This window comes from Isoptericola sp. BMS4 (assembly GCF_011634835.1).
Taxonomy (GTDB): domain Bacteria; phylum Actinomycetota; class Actinomycetes; order Actinomycetales; family Cellulomonadaceae; genus Isoptericola.
This window is the reverse complement of record NZ_SIRP01000001.1, coordinates 1645471-1663348: the sequence shown is the minus strand read 5'-3', so window position 1 is coordinate 1663348 and position 17878 is coordinate 1645471. Positions and strand designations below refer to the sequence as shown.

Annotated in this window: 16 protein-coding genes; 10 read left to right on the top strand and 6 right to left on the bottom strand. The window is 74.6% G+C overall.

All coding sequences use genetic code 11. The annotated features are described in order from the left end of the window. The first annotated feature begins 32 nt into the window (after positions 1 to 32). Positions 33 to 1628: a DNA recombination protein RmuC gene (rmuC, locus tag EYB28_RS07350; RefSeq protein ID WP_166846141.1), complete on the top strand. Its 1596-nt coding sequence runs from the start codon at positions 33 to 35 to the stop codon at positions 1626 to 1628. Between the two features lie 43 nt (positions 1629 to 1671). Here rmuC and EYB28_RS07345 read toward each other — a convergent pair whose 3' ends face one another. Then, entirely contained in the window at positions 1672 to 2676 is a 1005-nt protein-coding gene (locus EYB28_RS07345; protein WP_166846139.1) for a 4-hydroxy-3-methylbut-2-enyl diphosphate reductase, read from the bottom strand. 153 nt (positions 2677 to 2829) lie between these two features. Between EYB28_RS07345 and xseA the strand changes: the two genes are divergently transcribed. Further along, positions 2830 to 4092, top strand: a complete 1263-nt coding sequence (gene xseA / locus EYB28_RS07340) for an exodeoxyribonuclease VII large subunit (RefSeq protein ID WP_370459451.1) — start codon at positions 2830 to 2832, stop codon at positions 4090 to 4092. Positions 4093 to 4195: 103 nt separating this feature from the next. Here xseA and EYB28_RS07335 read toward each other — a convergent pair whose 3' ends face one another. Further along, on the bottom strand, positions 4196 to 5401 hold the full coding sequence (locus EYB28_RS07335; RefSeq protein ID WP_166846136.1) for an FAD-dependent monooxygenase: 1206 nt from the start codon (positions 5399 to 5401) through the stop codon (positions 4196 to 4198). A 106-nt stretch (positions 5402 to 5507) separates the two neighbouring features. Here EYB28_RS07335 and EYB28_RS07330 point away from each other — a divergent pair, with 106 nt between their 5' ends. After that, complete coding sequence (locus EYB28_RS07330; protein WP_166846134.1) at positions 5508 to 6128, top strand: TetR/AcrR family transcriptional regulator; 621 nt, start codon at positions 5508 to 5510, stop codon at positions 6126 to 6128. Between the two features lie 5 nt (positions 6129 to 6133). Here EYB28_RS07330 and EYB28_RS07325 read toward each other — a convergent pair whose 3' ends face one another. Continuing rightward, positions 6134 to 7753 carry an ABC-F family ATP-binding cassette domain-containing protein gene (locus EYB28_RS07325; RefSeq protein ID WP_166846132.1) on the bottom strand — a complete coding sequence of 540 codons (1620 nt, stop codon included), beginning with the start codon at positions 7751 to 7753 and terminating at the stop codon, positions 6134 to 6136. A gap of 83 nt (positions 7754 to 7836) precedes the next feature. Here EYB28_RS07325 and EYB28_RS07320 point away from each other — a divergent pair, with 83 nt between their 5' ends. The 3 genes from EYB28_RS07320 to EYB28_RS07310 all read left to right on the top strand — a co-directional run bounded on the left by EYB28_RS07320 (position 7837) and on the right by EYB28_RS07310 (position 9753). Further along, positions 7837 to 8136, top strand: coding sequence for an exodeoxyribonuclease VII small subunit (locus EYB28_RS07320; RefSeq protein WP_166846129.1), 300 nt, complete (start codon positions 7837 to 7839; stop codon positions 8134 to 8136). Continuing rightward, the gene (locus EYB28_RS07315) at positions 8133 to 9056 is read left to right on the top strand and encodes a carbohydrate kinase (protein WP_166846126.1); all 924 of its coding nucleotides are present in this window, start codon (positions 8133 to 8135) and stop codon (positions 9054 to 9056) included. Before EYB28_RS07320 ends, EYB28_RS07315 begins: the two co-directional genes overlap by 4 nt. A gap of 61 nt (positions 9057 to 9117) precedes the next feature. Then, positions 9118 to 9753, top strand: coding sequence for a carbonic anhydrase (locus EYB28_RS07310; protein WP_166846123.1), 636 nt, complete (start codon positions 9118 to 9120; stop codon positions 9751 to 9753). Between the two features lie 35 nt (positions 9754 to 9788). On the opposite strand, the gene EYB28_RS07305 is transcribed toward EYB28_RS07310, so the two are convergent. Then, entirely contained in the window at positions 9789 to 10346 is a 558-nt protein-coding gene (locus EYB28_RS07305; RefSeq protein ID WP_166846120.1) for a DUF1697 domain-containing protein, read from the bottom strand. A gap of 94 nt (positions 10347 to 10440) precedes the next feature. On the opposite strand from EYB28_RS07305, the gene EYB28_RS07300 reads away from it, so the two are divergent. Continuing rightward, positions 10441 to 11874, top strand: a complete 1434-nt coding sequence (locus EYB28_RS07300) for a class II fumarate hydratase (RefSeq protein WP_166846117.1) — start codon at positions 10441 to 10443, stop codon at positions 11872 to 11874. A 429-nt stretch (positions 11875 to 12303) separates the two neighbouring features. On the opposite strand, the gene EYB28_RS07295 is transcribed toward EYB28_RS07300, so the two are convergent. Further along, the gene (locus EYB28_RS07295) at positions 12304 to 12792 is read right to left on the bottom strand and encodes a MarR family winged helix-turn-helix transcriptional regulator (RefSeq protein ID WP_166846115.1); all 489 of its coding nucleotides are present in this window, start codon (positions 12790 to 12792) and stop codon (positions 12304 to 12306) included. A 68-nt stretch (positions 12793 to 12860) separates the two neighbouring features. Between EYB28_RS07295 and EYB28_RS07290 the strand changes: the two genes are divergently transcribed. Beyond that, positions 12861 to 14195 carry an FUSC family protein gene (locus tag EYB28_RS07290; protein ID WP_166846112.1) on the top strand — a complete coding sequence of 445 codons (1335 nt, stop codon included), beginning with the start codon at positions 12861 to 12863 and terminating at the stop codon, positions 14193 to 14195. 28 nt (positions 14196 to 14223) lie between these two features. Here the strand turns inward: EYB28_RS07290 and EYB28_RS07285 are convergent, their stop codons facing one another. Next, positions 14224 to 15594, bottom strand: coding sequence for a PhoH family protein (locus EYB28_RS07285; RefSeq protein ID WP_166846109.1), 1371 nt, complete (start codon positions 15592 to 15594; stop codon positions 14224 to 14226). Positions 15595 to 15885: 291 nt separating this feature from the next. Here EYB28_RS07285 and EYB28_RS07280 point away from each other — a divergent pair, with 291 nt between their 5' ends. Further along, positions 15886 to 16452 carry a DUF1697 domain-containing protein gene (locus EYB28_RS07280; RefSeq protein ID WP_240930423.1) on the top strand — a complete coding sequence of 189 codons (567 nt, stop codon included), beginning with the start codon at positions 15886 to 15888 and terminating at the stop codon, positions 16450 to 16452. 54 nt (positions 16453 to 16506) lie between these two features. Next, positions 16507 to 17874: a Na+/H+ antiporter NhaA gene (nhaA, locus tag EYB28_RS07275; protein ID WP_166846103.1), complete on the top strand. Its 1368-nt coding sequence runs from the start codon at positions 16507 to 16509 to the stop codon at positions 17872 to 17874. Positions 17875 to 17878: the final 4 nt, after the last annotated feature.

The window sequence follows — 17878 nt, the reverse complement described above, 5'->3', positions numbered from 1 at the left end:
GCGGCGTCGGTGGCGCGTGCGAGCCTGGGGCCATGACGCCGACCGCACTGCTGCTCTCGCTCGCCGCCCTCGTCGTGGGCGGTCTCGTGGGCTGGCTGTGGCACGCGAACCGCGCGGCCCGCAGCCGCCGCTCGGAGGAGATGGAGCACCTCCGCGTGCACGGCGAGCTGGAGCGTGCGCGGCAGGACGCGGCCGACCTGCGGGGCCGTGTCGACGGGGCCGCCGCGGAGGCGGAGCGACAGGTCGCCGCCGAGCGGGAGCGGGCCCGCGCCGACCTCGCCCGGGCCCGGGAGGAGGCCGACCGCCGCGTGGCGGAGACGCGCGAGCAGGCGGACCGGCTCCTGGCCCAGGTCAGGGAGGACCTGGAGCGGCAGGTCGCCGAGGCCAAGGGCGACCAGGACGCCGTCGCGCAGCGGTTCCGCACGCTGGCCGGCGAGGTCCTGTCGTCGAGCAACAAGCAGTTCCTCGAGCTCGCCGAGCAGCGGCTCAAGCAGTCCACGGTCCGCCACGACGAGGCGCTCTCCCAGCGGGAGGAGGCCTTCAAGGCGCTCGTCGACCCGATCGGCAAGAGCCTGGAGAAGGTGCGCGCCGAGGTCGCCGAGCAGGAGAAGCGCCGCATCGAGTTCGACTCGCGCCTGACGGAGAACATGCGCAGCCTCGCCGACGTCTCCGGCGAGCTGCGCAAGGGCACCAGCGACCTGGTCACCGCGCTGCGGTCCTCGCAGGAGCGAGGCGCGTGGGGCGAGCTGCAGCTGCAGCGCGTCGTCGAGGCCGCCGGGATGATCGAGCAGGTCGACTTCGACGTCCAGGTGCAGGCCACCAACGACGACGGCGAGACCCTGCGCCCGGACCTGGTGGTGAACCTGGCCGGCGGCAAGCACATCGTCGTCGACTCGAAGGTCGCGTTCCTCGGCTACCTGGAGGCCCAGCAGGCCGAGGACCCGGAGGTCCGCGACCAGCGGATGGCCGCGCACGTGCGGCACATGCGCAAGCACGTCGACGACCTCGCGTCCAAGCGGTACTGGGACCTCTTCGACCACGCGCCCGAGTTCGTCGTGATGTTCGTGCCCGCCGAGTCGTTCCTGTCGGCGGCGCTCGAGCGCGACCCGGCGCTCATGGAGGAGGCGGCCCGCAAGAACGTCATCCTGGCCAGCCCCGTGACCCTGCTGGCCCTGCTGCGCACCGTCGCGTACTCGTGGCGCCAGCAGGCGATGGCGGACAACGCCCAGCGAGTGCTCAAGGTCGGCAAGGAGCTGCACTCGCGCCTGGTGACCATGACCGAGCACGTCACGCGCATGGGCAAGTCGCTGGACGGGGCGACGAAGAACTACAACCGGATGATCGGCTCCCTGGAGCGCAACGTGCTCACCTCGGCCCGGCGCATGGTCGAGCTCGACGTCGTCGACGCCCGGGACGAGATCGGCGAGGTCAAGGGCCTCGAGGAGACCACCCGGCCGATCACCAAGCCGGAGCTGCTGGCGGCCGACGAGGGCGGCGTCGTCGGCATCGGCGAGGTGCGCATCGACGACGAGCGGTCCTCCGTGGAGTCCCTCGTCGACTCCGACCGCCGGGCGCTGGAGCGCGCGCGAGACGACTCGGCGCAGGACGGCGAGCCCGCCGCCGGCTGACCCGCCGAGCCTCAGGGCCGCCCCGGGGCTCGGGGCGGAGGGCTCAGGCGGGCTCGATCGGGAGCTGGCGGACGTTGCGCGGGGGGCGCAGCTCGCGCGGCAGCGAAAACACGAGGTCCTCCGTCGCCGTGCGGACCTCCTCGGCCTCGCCGTAGCCGCGCTCCGCGAGCTGGCGGAGCAGGTCCTCGACGAGGATCTCGGGCACGGACGCGCCCGACGTGACCCCGACCGTGGTGACGCCGTCGAACCACGAGTCCTCGACCTCGACCGCCCGGTCCACCCGGTAGGCGCTCCGGGCGCCCGCGTCCAGCGCCACCTCGACCAGCCGGACGGAGTTCGACGAGTTGGCCGAGCCGACCACGATGACGAGGTCGCACTCCGGGGCCAGCTTCTTGACGGCCACCTGCCGGTTCTGCGTGGCGTAGCAGATGTCGTCGCTCGGCGGGTCGGCCAGGTTCGGGAACCGCTCGCGCAGGCGGCTCACCGTCTCCATCGTCTCGTCGACCGACAGGGTGGTCTGCGACAGCCAGACCACGTTGTCCGGGTCGGGCACCTCGACGACGTCGGCCTCGGCGGGCGAGTTCACGACGATCGTGTGCTCCGGGGCCTCGCCCGCGGTGCCCTCCACCTCCTCATGCCCGTCGTGGCCGATGAGCAGGATCGTGCGGTCCGCCTTCGCGAAGCGCACCGCCTCCTTGTGCACCTTGGTCACCAGCGGGCAGGTCGCGTCGATCGTGTCCAGGCTGCGCGCCGCCGCGGACTCGCGCACCGCGGGCGACACGCCGTGGGCCGAGAACACGAGCCGTGAGCCCTCGGGGACCTCGTCGGTCTCGTTGACGAAGATCGCACCGCGCTCGCGCAGCGTCTCCACGACGTGCTTGTTGTGCACGATCTCCTTGCGCACGTACACGGGAGCCCCGTACGTCTCGAGCGCCTTCTCGACCGCGACGACGGCACGGTCGACGCCCGCGCAGTAGCCGCGCGGGGCCGCGAGGAGCACACGCTTCGTCGAGGTCGGTCGGGCGGGAGCCGGGGCGGAGACAGTCACCGGGCCAGTCTAGGCAGCCCGATGTGGACGGTTCGTGACGGCGGACGTGGCGCCGAGCACCACCTGAGGGCCGTGACGCGTCCCGATGGCGACCGTCAGGTCGTGCTCGGCGGGTGACCTGGAGGGTCGGTGGCGTGCGGCATCCTGGGTCGGGTGAGCGACACCCAGCCCGAGCCCCTGCCCGCGCTCGCCCGCGAGACCACCGCCGAGCGGCCGTGGCCGGTGCGCCTGCTGTCGGAGAAGATCCGCGACTACGTCGCCCGGATGTCGATGGTGTGGGTCGAGGGCCAGGTCGTGGAGCACACCTACCGCGGCAGGGCCGGGATGCAGTTCGTCACGCTGCGCGACACGGACGCCGAGGCGTCGCTGCCCGTGCACATGCTCACCCGCGTCTACGCGGGCCTGCACCACAAGCCCGAGGTCGGCGACCACGTCGTGGTGCAGGCCAAGCCCGAGTTCTGGGTCAAGAGCGGGCGCATGTCGATGCGGGCCACCGCCATGCGGCAGATCGGCGTCGGCGAGCTCCTCGCCCGCATCGACCAGCTGCGGCGGGTGCTCGCCGCCGAGGGGCTGTTCGACGCCGAGCGCAAGCGGCCGCTGCCGTTCCTGCCCGGCGTCGTGGGGCTCGTGTGCGGCCGGGAGTCCAAGGCGGAGCACGACGTGGTCGTCAACGCCCGGGCACGGTGGCCGCAGGTGCGCTTCGAGATCCGCGAGGTCGCGGTCCAGGGCGTGGACGCCGTGCGCGAGGTCAGCGCCGCGATCACCGAGCTCGACGCCCGCCCCGACGTCGACGTGGTCGTCGTCGCCCGCGGCGGCGGCTCGGTGGAGGACCTGCTGCCGTTCAGCAACGAGGCCCTGGTGCGCGTCGCCGCGGCCTGCACGACGCCGCTGGTCAGCGCCATCGGCCACGAGACGGACGCGCCGCTGCTCGACCTGGTGGCCGACTACCGCGCCTCCACCCCGACGGACGCCGCGAAGCGGGTCGTGCCCGACGTCGCCGAGGAGCGGTCGCGAATCACTCAGGCGCGCCGGCGGCTCCGTGCCGCGGCCACGGCCCGGCTCGAGCGGGAGCAGCACGGGCTCGACGCCGTCCGGTCCCGGCCGGCGCTGGCCAGGCCGCAGACGCTGGTCGACGCGCGGGAGCGCGAGATCGCACAGCACCTGCGGCACGCCCGCCACTGCCTCGACGCGGCGCTGCTGCGCGCCGGGGGCGAGATCGGGCGGCTCGAGGCGCAGGTGCGCGCCCTCTCCCCCGACTCGACGCTCGCCCGCGGCTACGCCGTCCTGCAGCGCGAGGACGGCCGGGTGGTGCGCGCCGCCGAGGACGTCGCCGCCGGCGACACGGTGCACGCCCACCTCGGCAGCGGCACCCTCGACGCCGCGGTCACGACGACGTCCCCCGCGCCGCACGCCTGAACCTCGCCGCGAGCCGGTCGAACGCCGCCGCGAGCTCGGCGCCCTCGAGCACCTCGACGTCGGCGCCGAGCTGCGCGACTTCCCACCGACCTGCGCGCCTTCTTCAGCGGCCGGGCGGGGCGGGCGTCGCCTCGGGCGCCCGCCCGTAGTCCCCGGCGCGCCGGGTGAGGAACGCCGCGAACGGCCCGCGCTGGACCAGGCGCATGACACCGGTCATGGCCGTGATGCCCCACCGTGTGCGCGGGGCGTACGACCGGACCCGGCCGGGGTACATGGCCTGCGCTCGCTCGACGACAGGCCGCATCGCGGACTCGTAGCCGGCGAGCGCCCCGGCCACGTCCGCCGGCACCTCACGCCCGAGTGCGTCCGCGAGCGTCGCGGCACCCCGGAGCGCGAGCGCGGTGCCGAGGCCGCTCAGGGGGCTCGCGCACCAGGCGCTGTCCCCCAGCAGGACGACGCGGCCGCGGGACCACCTGTCGGCGTGGATCTGGTCGTACGTGTCGAGCGCGAAGTCGTCGGCCACGCGGGCGGCCGCCAGGAGCTCCGCCGTGCGCCACCCCTCCCCCACGAAGGTCCGCTCGAGCACGGCGAACCGCGCCTCGGCGTCGCCGCGCGGCGGCAGGGAGGTGGCCGGGAAGGTGAACCCGACCTCCTGCTCACCCGCGCGCCCGGGCCGCGCCTCGACGACCCGCGAGCCGGGCAGGTTCAGCATGAGGAACCACCCGTCGAGGGACGGGGTCGCCGGAGTCTCGCGCAGCGTGAACCACGCGTGCGCCAGCCCCAGCGGACGCCGGAAGCACTCCTCTGGCCCGAGGACGAGTCGCCGGACGAGCGAGTGCGCACCGTCCGCCCCGACGACGAGGTCGTAGTCCTCCGGCGCGTGCCGGCGGAACTCGACCCGGACGCCCCGGACGGTCTCGGTCAGGCCGGTCACCGTGTCCCCGAACCGGTACCGGGTGCGCGGGCCGGCCGCGTCGTGCAGCAGCCGGGCAAGGTCGGCGCGCAGCAGCTCCTCCCTGGAGACGAAGCCCGCCCCGCCGAAGGCCTCGACCGGCATCTCGGCCCGGCGCCGCCCCCGCTCGTCGATCCACGCGAGCCCGCGCTGCTCGACCGTGGCTGCGAGCGCCGCGTCGAGCAGGCCGAGCCGGTCGAGCACCTCCCGGCTGTCCCCGCGCAAGTCCACGGTCTGACCGCCGGACCGCGGGCCGGGCGCGATCTCCACGACCGTGACGTCCCACCCCGCTCGGTCGAGCAGCACGGCCAGCGCGTCGCCGGCGATGCCCGCTCCCACGATCAGCACCCTGGACATCTCGCTACCCCATCTCCGTCCGACCCATCCTGATGCAACTCCGTTCGCGTTAGGACAATAGCCAACGCTCGCGCTCATGCAAATAGGGTTGCGTTAAGATCGAGGCATGTCCGATGCCCACGACGCCGGGTTCCAGGTGACCGGGACCGTCCGCCCCGGCGGTCGCACCTCCCGAACCAGGGAGGCCGTGCACCATGCCGTGCGCGAGCTGATGGCCATGCACAACGGCGAGCCGCCCGAGATCCCCGAGGTCGCCGCGCGCTCCGGGATCAACGCCGCGACGATCTACCGCCGCTGGCGCACCCGCGACGCGCTCGTGCTGGACGTCGCGGTCGCCGACGTCAACGCCGCCTCGCCCGTCCCCGCCACCGGCGACCTGCGCACCGACCTGCTCGCGTACACGCGCCGGCTGGTCGAGACCTTCGCCCGCCCCGGGGGGCTCGGCTTCGTCAACGCCCTCACGACGGCGTCGCGCGACGCGCGGATCGGCACCGACCGCGTGCGCGAGCTCGTGCAGCCGCGGCTGGACCGCTTCCAGGAGATGCTCGACGCGAGCGGCACCACCGAGCTCTCCCCGCTCGACCTCGTGCTGCTGATCCTCGGGCCCGCCCACCTCGGCGCGACCCTCGGCCTGATCGAGCCCGACCACGACGTCGCCGCACGACTCGTCGACAGCGTGCTCGACGTCGCCGCCGGCCGGCGGCTCCGCGCGGCAGGTGGTGGCTGAGCGCGCTACCTCGCCCGCACGACCCGCCCCTCGTCCCACACGGGCTCCGGGCTCTCGCGCACCTCGCCGTCCGCGCCGAAGACGAGGAAGCGGTCGAAGGAGCGCGCGAACCAGCGGTCGTGCGTCACCGCGAGCACGGTGCCGTCGAAGGCCTCCAGGCCCTCCTGCAGCGCCTCGGCGCTGGCCAGGTCCAGGTTGTCGGTCGGTTCGTCGAGCAGCAGCGCGGTACACCCGGACAGCTCCAGGAGCAGGATCTGGAACCGCGCCTGCTGCCCGCCAGAGAGCCGGTCGAAGGGCCGGTCGGCGGCCTCGGTGAGCTCGTAGCGGCGCAGGGTCGCCATCGCCGCGCCGCGATCGCGCGCGTGGTCCGCCCACAGGATCTCGGTGAGCGTGCGCCCGAACAGCTCGGGATGGGCGTGGGTCTGGGCGAAGACGCCGGGCACGACGCGCGCGCCGAGCCGCCAGAAGCCCGTGTGCGCGACGTCGTCCCCGCCGAGCAGCCGCAGGAAGTGCGACTTGCCCGACCCGTTGGAGCCGAGGACGGCGACGCGCTCGCCGTAGAACACCTCGAGGTCGAACGGCTTCATGAGCCCGGTGAGCTCCAGCCCCTCGCACGTCACCGCGCGCACACCGGTGCGGCCACCACGCAGGCGCATCCGCAGGTCCTGCTCGCGCGGCGGCTCCGGCGGCGGGCCGGCCTCCTCGAACTTCCGCAGGCGCGTCTGCGCCGCCCGGTAGCGCGACGCCATGTCGGGGCTGTTCGCCGCGGCCTGCCGGAGGGTCAGCACCAGCTTCCTCAGCTGCGCATGCTTCTCGTCCCACCGGCGGCGCAGCTCCTCGAAGCGCGCGAACCGCGCGCGCCGTGCGTCGTGGAAGGTCGCGAACGACCCGCCGTGCACCCACGCGTCGGTGCCGGCCGGCCCGACCTCCAGGGCCACGATCCGGTCGGCCACCCGGGCCAGCAGCTCGCGGTCGTGCGAGACGAAGAGGACCGTCTTGCGGGTCTCGCGCAGCCGGTCCTCGAGCCACCGCTTGCCGGGCACGTCGAGGTAGTTGTCCGGCTCGTCGAGCAGCAGCACCTCGTCCGGCCCGCGCAGCAGCGACTCCAGCACGAGCCGCTTCTGCTCGCCGCCGGACAGCGTGCGCACCTCGCGCCACCGCGCCTTGGAGTAGGGCACGCCGAGCGCGGCGACGGTGCACACGTCCCACAGCGTCTCGGCCTCGTATCCGCGCGCCTCGGCCCAGTCGGACAGCGCCTGCGCGTACGCCATCTGGGCCGGCTCGTCGTCGGTCTCCATGATCGCGAGCTCCGCGGCGTCGACGGCGCGCGCGGCGTCACGGATCCGCGGGGGCGCGACGGCGACGAGCAGGTCGCGCACCGTGCTGGCGTCGCGCACCGACCCGACGAACTGCGGCATGACGCCGAGCCCGCCGGAGACGGTGACCGTCCCGGCCTGCGGCGCGAGGTCGCCCGACAGCAGGCGCAGCAGCGTCGTCTTGCCGGCGCCGTTGGGCCCGACCAGCGCGGTCGCGCTGCCCTCGGGGACGCGGAAGGAGACGTCGTCGAGCAGCGTGCGTCCGTCCGGCAGCACGTGCTCCACGTGCGCCACCTCGAGATGTCCCATGCCAGGAGGCTCCCCGACCGCGGTGCGCCGGCCAAGGGATTTTCGCGCCTGCGGACCGAGACGGTTCCTCGGCCGTCGGAGGGATGCGGTTGACTGTCCCCGTGACCGACGCGAGCACCACCGACACCCCCGCCGAGACCCCCGCGGACGTCGCCACCCTGTCGTACGAGCAGGCGCGCGACGAGCTCGTGGCCGTCGTCGGCAGGCTCGAGGCCGGCGGCGAGCCGCTAGAGACGTCGTTGGCCCTCTGGGAACGCGGGGAGGCGCTCGCCACCCGCTGCCAGCAGTGGCTCGACAGCGCGCGCGAGCGGCTCGCCGCCGCCCGCCAGGACGCGGGCGACGACACCACCGACACCGGCGACACGGACGGAGACGACGAGTGAGCACCCATGTCCTGGCGGTCGGCGAGGCTCTCGTCGACGTGGTCCGCCGCCCCGACGGCTCCAGCGCCGAGCACCCCGGCGGCAGCCTGGCGAACGTCGCCCTGACCCTCGGCCGGCTCGGGCGCGACGTGCGCCTGGCGACCTGGCTCGGTCGGGACGCCCGAGGCGACGCGGTGCGCGGCTGGCTCGACGAGTCCGACGTCGCCGTCGTGCCCGGCAGCGACGGGGCGGACCGCACGAGCGTGGCGCAGGCGACGCTCGACGCCACGGGCGCCGCGACGTACGACTTTGACCTCGAGTGGCGGGTGCCGGACGGCGCCGCCACCGACGCGGACACCCTCGCGGTGCACACCGGCTCGATCGCCGCGGTGCTCGCCCCCGGGTCCGAGGACGTGCGCCGGCTGCTGGACGCGGCCCGCGCGACCTCGACGATCAGCTACGACCCGAACGCCCGGCCCGCGCTCATGGGCGAGGCCGACGACGTGCGCCCGCGCGTCGAGGACCTGGTCGCGCTGTCCGACGTCGTCAAGGTCAGCGACGAGGACCTCGCCTGGCTGGTGCCCGGGACCGACCCGCTCGAGGTGGCCCGCGCGTGGCAGCGCTCCGGCCCAGCGGTGGTCGTGGTGACGTTCGGCGGCGACGGTGCCACCGCCGTGACCGCGGCGGGTGAGGTCGCCGTCGCGTCCCGCCCCGTCGACGTCGTGGACACGGTCGGGGCCGGGGACTCCTTCATGGGCGCCCTGCTCGACGGGCTCTGGACCGAGGGGCTGCTCGGTGGCGCGCGCCGCGAGGAGCTGCGCGCGATCGACACGGCCACCGTGCGACGCGTCCTGGAGCGCTGCGCCGCCGTCGCCGCCGTCACGGTCTCGCGCGCCGGCGCCAACCCGCCGCGGTCCGCCGAGCTCGCGCCCACGCCGTGACCGCACGCACCGACCGATACCACGACAACGAGCACGACGAGCACCACCAGGAGGAACACGGATGACCCCCGCCGAGGCATGGGCGCGCCTGCGCGACGGTAACGGCCGTTTCGTGCGCGACGAGCCCGCGCACCCCTCGCAGGACGCCGCCCGCCGGCGCGAGCTGCGCACCGCCCAGCACCCGCACACGATCCTCTTCGGCTGCTCCGACTCGCGGGTCGCGGCCGAGATCGTCTTCGACCAAGGGCTCGGCGACCTGTTCGTGGTCCGTACCGCCGGTCACGTCGTGGACACGACGGTCCTCGGCTCGATCGAGTACGGCACCGAGGTGCTGGGCACGCCGCTCGTCGTCGTGCTCGGGCACGACTCGTGCGGTGCCGTCGCGGCCACGGCCCACACGCTCGCCACGGGCGAGCAGCCGCCGGGCTTCGTCCGGTCGGTCGTGGACAAGGTCATCCCGTCGGTGGCGGAGCTGACGAGCCGCCAGGGTGTCACCGGCCCCATCGACCCCGACGTGCTGCGCACCGAGCACGTCAAGCACACCGTGGCGCTCCTGCGCGGCTATTCCGCCGCGCTCGCCGCCGCGGTGGACGCCGGCCGCCTCGCGGTGGTGGGGGTCGTCTACGACCTCGACGACGGCAGCGCGCGGCTCGTGGCGGTCGACGGCGACGTGGGCGAGGAGCCCGTGGCCGCCTGAGCACGGTGGGGGCGGGGCGGGCCGCTCGGCACGGCTCAGTCCTTCGCCGCCGCGGCGAGGAGGCGCCGCACCGTGCCGAGCGTGCGCGTGGTGGCGACCCCGCCCGTGAACCGCTCGACGGCGGAGTTCGGGTCGCCACCCCTGCCTGGCCCGCCGCGGGTCACCCCCAGGACCACGCCCGCTCGCGCGACCACGAGGTCGAGCAGGTCGCGCGAGTCGGTCCACGGCAGCGCCACGGACAGCGGCTCGCCGCCGTCGACGAACGTCAGCGTCTCGCGGTACGTCCGCTCGTCGCGCGTCTGCGCGAACGGGTCGCCGTCGATCGCGGCCGCGACGCCGTCGAGCGCGCGCACCAGCGCCTCCCCGGCGTAGCCGCAGCCCGCGGCGAGGAGCGGGGAGGCGGCACGCGCCACGGCGCCGGCCGCCTCGTCGCCCGCGCCGTCGACGTCCAGCAGCACCGTGCCGTTGGTCTGGAACGAGCGCACGGCCCGGGCACCGCCGTCGAGCAGCGCACGCTCGAGGGCCTCGCGCACGGGGCTGCCGCGGTGCCCCAGGTTCATCGCGCGATACAGGATCACGTGGGTGAACGTCACGACCCCCATCCTGGCGGGCGCCACCGACACCCGGTCGCCCGACCGTGACCCGCCTCACGGCGGACCCGCCGCGAGGGTGCGGCACGATAGAGGCATGACTTCCGACACCGTCGCCGGCGGCGCCGCCGCGGCCGAGACCGAGTACCGCATCGAGCACGACACGATGGGCGAGGTGCGCGTGCCCGCCCACGCGCTGTACCGCGCGCAGACGCAGCGCGCCGTGGAGAACTTCCCCATCTCCGGCACCGGGCTCGAGCGCGGCCACATCGAGGCCCTCGCCCGCGTGAAGAAGGCGGCAGCCCGCGCCAACGCCGAGCTCGGCGTCCTCGAGGCGGACGTCGCGGACGCGATCGTCGCCGCGGCCGACGAGGTCGCCTCGGGCACCCTCGACGCGCACTTCCCGGTCGACGTCTTCCAGACCGGGTCGGGCACGTCGTCGAACATGAACACCAACGAGGTGCTCGCCACCCTGGCCACGCGGTCGCTGGGCCGCAACGTGCACCCGAACGACCACGTCAACGCCTCCCAGTCGTCCAACGACGTCTTCCCGACGTCGGTGCACGTGGCCGCGACCGCCGGCGTCGTGCGCGACCTGGTGCCCGCGCTGCAGCACCTCGCCGCGGCGCTCGAGGCGAAGTCCGAGGAGTTCGCCACCGTGGTCAAGTCCGGGCGCACCCACCTCATGGACGCCACCCCCGTGACCCTGGGCCAGGAGTTCGCCGGCTACGCCGCCGCCGTGCGCTACGGGATCGAGCGGCTGGAGGCGGCGCTCCCCCGCGCCGCCGAGGTCCCGCTGGGCGGCACCGCCGTCGGCACGGGCATCAACACCCCGGCTGGCTTCCCGCAGCGCGTCATCGAGCTGCTGCGCGAGGACACCGGCCTGCCCGTGACCGAGGCCCGCGACCACTTCGAGGCCCAGTCGTCGCGCGACGGCCTCGTGGAGCTCTCCGGCGCGCTGCGGACCATCGCGGTGTCCGTCACCAAGATCTGCAACGACCTGCGCTGGATGGGCTCCGGCCCGAACACCGGTCTGGGCGAGATCGCGATCCCGGACCTGCAGCCGGGCAGCTCGATCATGCCGGGCAAGGTCAACCCGGTGATCCCGGAGGCCGTGCTCATGGTCGCCGCGCGCGTCGTCGGCAACGACGCCACCGTCGCGTGGGCCGGCGCCACCGGCACCTTCGAGCTCAACGTGCAGATCCCCGTCATCGCGCAGGGCGTGCTGGAGTCGATCCGTCTGCTCGCCAACGCCTCGCGCGTCCTGGCGGACAAGACCGTCACGGGCCTGACCGCGAACGTCGACAAGGCGCGCGCCTACGCCGAGTCGTCGCCGTCGATCGTCACGCCACTGAACCGCGTCATCGGCTACGAGGCCGCCGCCAAGGTCGCCAAGAAGGCCGTCGCCGAGGGCATCACCGTGCGCGAGGCCGTCGTGGCGCTCGGCTTCGTCGAGCGCGGCGAGGTCACCGAGGCCCAGCTCGACGAGGCGCTCGACGTGCTGTCCATGACGCGGCCGCCGCAGGCCTGATCTCGCGTCGGCCCACCGACTGTGGTCGCGGTGGGCGCGTCGGCCCACCGGCGGTGGTTGCGGTGGGTGCGGGAGGGGGTCTTCGTCGTGATCGCGGCCGCGTTCACGCGCCCTGGGGGCGCTCCACTTCGGGACGGATACGGCCGCGATCACGACGAAGACCCCCTCCCGCGCCGCCAGTCCGGTGGTCGAGACGTTCGACGGAACCTTTGGTAAGCCTTACCTCACCTGGTACTGTGCAGGCACGCGGGAGGCGCGCCGCCGAGTGCACGGGGCTGGGGGGTTCCACCTGGGACGGCGCGCCTCCCCCGGGAGCACGAGCATCGAGCGTGTCGATCGAGACCTCAACCATGAGGAATGGGGTCCCGATCGACACGCTCGAAGCATGTGAGCGCTGGTCGGCGGTCACGCTGGCCGGTAGTCGCACGGTCAGTAGTCGCGCGGGTCCAGCCGCCGGAGCACGACGGCCAGCAGCCGGGCGAGCTCGGCGCGCTCGCCGTCGTCCAGGTCCACCAGCGCGGCCCGCTCGTGCTCGACCTGTCGCGGGAACAGCTCGTCGGTGAGCGCCCGGCCGCGGTCGGTGAGGGCGACGACGACGCCCCGGCGGTCCCGCTCCAGCACGGTCCGCTCGACGAGCCCGGCGCGCTCGAGGCGCGCCAGCCGCTTGGTGACCGACGCCCCGGGCGAACCGGTCATCGTCGTCACCTCGCCGGCGCGCAGCGGGCGCCCCTCGCGACGCAGGGCCGTGAGGACGTCGAGCTCGGAGCGCGAGACGTCGTGCGCGGCCAGGTCGTCGGCGATCTCGGCCTCCAGCAGGCCGGCGATGCGCCGGACCCGCGCCCCCACCTCGGCGGGCGAGGTGTCGACGTCGGGCAGCCGCTCGCCCCACTGCGCCCGCACCCGGTCGATGTAGTCCATCCGCCCAGGATAGGGGCATGCGTCACAGATGCTTCCCCGATGTTTTACCTATGAACTACTCTGCCCGGATGCCTCGCACCGACTCCCCCGTCCGCACGACCGCCCGTGACGTCCTCGACCCCCGCCACCTGCGCGCCGCGCTGCGGATCAATCCGGCGGACGCGACGGTCGCGGCCGCGCTGCGCGTCGGCGCCGCCGCCGCGATCGCCCTCGGCGCCGGTGCCGCCGCCGGGCGGCCGGACCTCGCGGGGACGGCCGCGCTCGGCGCGCTCACCGTGCTCTACGGGCGGTTCGAGCCGTACCGCCGCCGCGCCGCTCTCCTGGCCGCGGTCGGAGCCCTGTTCACCGCCGCGTACCTGCTCACCGCCTCCCTCACCGCCCTCGGCGCGCCACGAGCGGTGACGTTCGGCGCCGTGGCGGCGGTCGCCGCCGTGGCGACCGTCGGCTGCCTGCTGGCGCGCACCGGCCCGCCCGGGGCGACCATCGTCGTGTTCGCCGCCGCGGGCGGTGCCGCGGGACCCCTCGCGTGGTCGGACGTCGGCCAGCGCGGGGCCGTGTTCGTCGCGGGCGTCGCCGTCGCGTGGCTCGTCGGGATGAGCGGCTACCTCGTACGCCCGAGCGCCCCGGCCCGCCTCGCCGTCCGGCGCGCCGCCGACGCCGTGCGCCGGGCCACCGGAGACGGCGCGGCACCGGACGCGCGGGCGGCCGCCCGCTCCGCCGTCGCCCACGCTCGCGGCGTGCTCGCCGACGACCTCTCGCACCGCCGCACGCGGGACACCGCGCGGGTGCTCGCCGCGGAGCTCGCCGCGATCGCCGCGACGCTCGACGAGCGGCCCGGCGGACCCGACGAGCCCCGCCCGGGTCGCGACGCCCCGGCGGACGCGCTCCCCGCCCGCCGGCGGCTGCGCGACACCGTGCGCGAGGGTGCCCGCGACACGGGCTGGCGGCTCGCCGGCGTCCGCGTCGCGGCCTCGGGCGTCGCGGCCGGCGCGATCACCCTCGCCACGGGCCTCACCCACCCCGCCTGGGCCCAGATGGGGGCCACCGCGACCCTGCAGGGCACGACGACGCAGCACGCCGTCGTGCGCGCCCTGCAGCGCGGGGCCGGGACCGTCGTGGGCGCCCTGCTGGCCTGGCCGCTGCTCGCGGCCCACCTGCCCTTCGCCGCGATCTGCGCCGTCGTGGTCGCGCTCCAGGTGGTCACCGAGATCGTGGTGGGCCGCCACTACGGGATCGCGATGCTCACCATCACGCCCATGGCGCTGCTCATGACGTCGCTCGGCGCCGCGGCCGACCCCGGCACGATGGCCCTGTCCCGCGCGCTGGACACGGTCGTCGGCGCCGCCCTGGGCGTGCTCGCCGTCGTCGTCGTCCACGCGCGGCGGGGCCCGGCCCCCGGCTGACCGGCGACCAGGCCCCGAGGTCGCGGGCTCAGATGTCCAGCGACTCCAGCATCTCGGTGACCAGCGCCGCCACGGGCGAGCGCTCGGACCGGGTCAGGGTGACGTGCGCGAACAACGGGTGGCCCTTCATCGCCTCGATCACCGCCGCGACGCCGTCGTGCCGCCCCACGCGCAGGTTGTCGCGCTGCGCCACGTCGTGGGTGAGCACGACGCGCGAGCCCTGGCCGATCCGCGACAGCACCGTCAGGAGCACATTGCGCTCCAGGGACTGGGCCTCGTCCACGATGACGAACGCGTCGTGCAGCGACCGGCCGCGGATGTGGGTCAGCGGCAGCACCTCGAGCATCTCCCGGTCGATGACCTCGTCGACGACCTCGGGCGAGACGAGCGCGCCCAGGGTGTCGTACACCGCCTGGGCCCACGGGTTCATCTTCTCCGACTCCGACCCGGGCAGGTAGCCGAGCTCCTGGCCGCCCACCGCGTACAGCGGACGGAACACGAGGACCTTGCGGTGCTGCCGCCGCTCCAGCACCGCCTCCAGGCCCGCGCACAGCGCCAGCGCGGACTTGCCGGTGCCGGCACGCCCCCCGAGCGAGACGATCCCGACCTCCGGGTCGAGCAGGAGGTCGACCGCGATCCGCTGCTCCGCCGAGCGGCCGTGCACCCCGAAGACGTCCTGGTCACCGCGCACCAGCCGGATCGACTTGTCGGCCGTGACGCGACCCAGCGCGGAGCCGCCCGGCGAGTGCACCACCAGCCCGGTGTGGCACAGCAGCGGCGCGGCCGCCTCGACGACGCCCGGGTCCAGGGCCGTGAGGTCCAGCTCCCCCGTGTCGTAGAGCGCGCTCATCTGCTCGTCCGCCACGTCGACCTCGCGCATGCCCGTCCAGCCCGAGTCCACCGCGAGCTCGTGGCGGAACTCCTCGGCACGCAGCCCGACGGCGGACGCCTTGACGCGCATCGGCAGGTCCTTGGACACGACCGTGACGTCCCGCCCCTCGGACGCGAGGTTCGCCGCCACGGACAGGATCCGGGTGTCGTTGTCCCCCAGGCGGAACCCGGCCGGCAGCACCTGCGGGTCGGTGTGGTTGAGCTCCACGCACAGCGTGCCGCCCTCCTCGCCCACCGGGATCTCGGCGTCGAGGCGACCGTGCCGGACGCGCAGGTCGTCCAGCATCCGCAGCGCGCTGCGGGCGAAGTAGCCGAGCTCGGCGTGGTGGCGCTTGGCCTCCAGCTCGGTCACGACGACGACCGGGAGGACGACGTCGTGCTCGGCGAACCGGTAGATGGCTCGCGGGTCGGACAGCAGCACCGACGTGTCGACGACGAACGTACGGCGCCCCGTGTCGGGGGCGGCGGTGTCAGGGGTGGATGCGTACTGGGCCACGGCGCACTCCATGCTCGTGGTTGGGCGGGCGACCGTCCCGGGCGCCACGTGCGCGCCGGGCCGGTGCCGGCCCTCCCGCACGGAGCAACAACCCCATCGGACGGCCTCCCGGAGGACGGTTGGGCACCGTCCCTCGTCGCCAAACTACGACCCTGTGATTCGGACCACCATCGCAGGGACCGGCGGGTCGCGAAGAAGTCACCGAGCGTTCACGCGCGAGTCGACGGTGCGTGGGCACCGACGGGCGGCGCGCCCGGCCGCCGCCGGGGTGCGGTCGGGCCACGGTGGGGCAGCATGGTGCCCATGTCCGACACCGCCCACGTCGTCCTGCTGCGTGGCGTCAACCTCGGCCCGCACCGGCGTGTCGGGAGCGCCGACCTGCGGGCCGCGGCCACCGACGCGGGACTCACTCACGCGCGCACCTACGCGAACAGCGGCAACCTGGTCGCTGTCTCCGCCCGCCCGGACGCCGACGTCGCCGGCGAGGTCTCCGCCGCGCTCGAGCACCTCACGGGCACGGCCGTGCCGGCCGTCGCCCTCGCCGCGGACGACCTCGCCGCCCTCGTCGACGACGCCCCGTTCCCGGACGCCGCCCGCGACCGCCCGGCCCAGCTCCAGCTGCACGTGGGCCCGGAACCGGTCGACGAGGCCGGCCTGGCCGCGCTCGCGAAGCGAAACCCGGGGCGGGAACGCTTCGCGGTCGCGCGCGGCGCGCTGTTCGTCGACTACGTCGACGGCATCGGCCGCTCCCGCGTGACGACGGCCGCGGTCGACCGGGCGGCCGGCACCTGGACCACCGCCCGCAACTGGCGCACCGTCCTGCGGCTGCTGTCGATGGCACGCGAGTCCGCCGGGGCGCAGCGTGGCTGAGAGCACCGTCGACGTGTCCCGGGTCACCGTGCCCCACCGGCGCCGACCGATAGGATGGGCCGCGGCGAGCCGGGAAGTCTGGTCGGCGACGTCGGCTGGGACGCCGGCACCACCGACCCCCGAACCGACAGGAGCAACGCCCTGAGCACCGACGTCGCGCCCCCCTCGTTCACCGCCCGCCTGAGCCGGTTCGTCTCGCGTGAGACGACCGGCGGCGCCCTGCTCATCGGCGCCGCCGTGCTGGCGCTGGTCTTCGCCAACTCCCCCTGGCGGGACGCGTACGCCACCATGACCGAGACGGTCGTGGGCCCGCACGCCCTCCACCTCGACCTCACCCTCGCCGAGTGGGCGGCCGACGGCCTGCTCGCGATCTTCTTCTTCGTCGTCGGCGTCGAGCTCAAGCAGGAGTTCGTCGCCGGCAGCCTGCGCAGCCCCAAGGAAGCGGGCGTGCCCATGCTGGCCGCCGTCGGCGGCATGGTCGTCCCCGCGGTCATCTACGTGGTCATGGTCCTCGCGCTCGGCGACTCCAGCGCGCTGCACGGCTGGGCCATCCCGACAGCGACCGACATCGCCTTCGCCCTCGGCGTGCTGGCCGTCTTCGGCAAGGGGCTGCCCACGGCGGTACGCACCTTCCTGCTCACGCTCGCCGTCGTCGACGACCTGCTGGCCATCATCGTCATCGCGGTGTTCTACACCGAGTCGATCAACCTGCTGTTCCTCGCCCTCGCCCTCGTCGGCGTGGCCCTCTTCGGCTGGCACGTGCGGTCCCGTCGCCCCCGCTGGTGGGTGCTGGTCCCCGTGTTCGCGGTCACCTGGGCACTGATGCACGCCTCCGGCGTGCACGCGACGGTCGCCGGCGTCCTCATGGGCTTCACCGTCGCCGCCCGGCCGACCCACGGGGAGGCCGAGTCCCGCACCCACCAGCTGGAGCACGCCGTCAAGCCGTGGTCGCAGGGGCTGGCCCTGCCCGTCTTCGCGTTCTTCGCGGCGGGCGTGGACCTGGTCGACGGCGGCGGCGTCACCGAGATCATCGGCCAGCCCGTCGTGGCCGCCATCACCGCCGGCCTGGTGCTCGGCAAGGTGCTCGGCGTCATGGGCACCACGTGGCTGGTCACCCGGATCACACCGCTGAGGCTCGCCCAGGGCATCGGCGTGCGCGACCTGCTTCCCGTCGCGTTCCTCGCCGGGATCGGTTTCACCGTGGCGCTGCTGGTCTCCGAGCTGTCGTTCGGGCACGCCTCCGAGCACACGGAGGGCGCCAAGGCCGCGATCCTCATCGCGAGCGTGATCGCGGCCGTCCTGGGCGCCATCACCCTGCGCTGGGACGCCCGCCAGGCGCGCACCACCGACATGAACCTCGACGGCCGGGTCGACCAGATCACCGACTACATCGGCGACGAGAAGGACCGGCTGGAGCACTGACGCG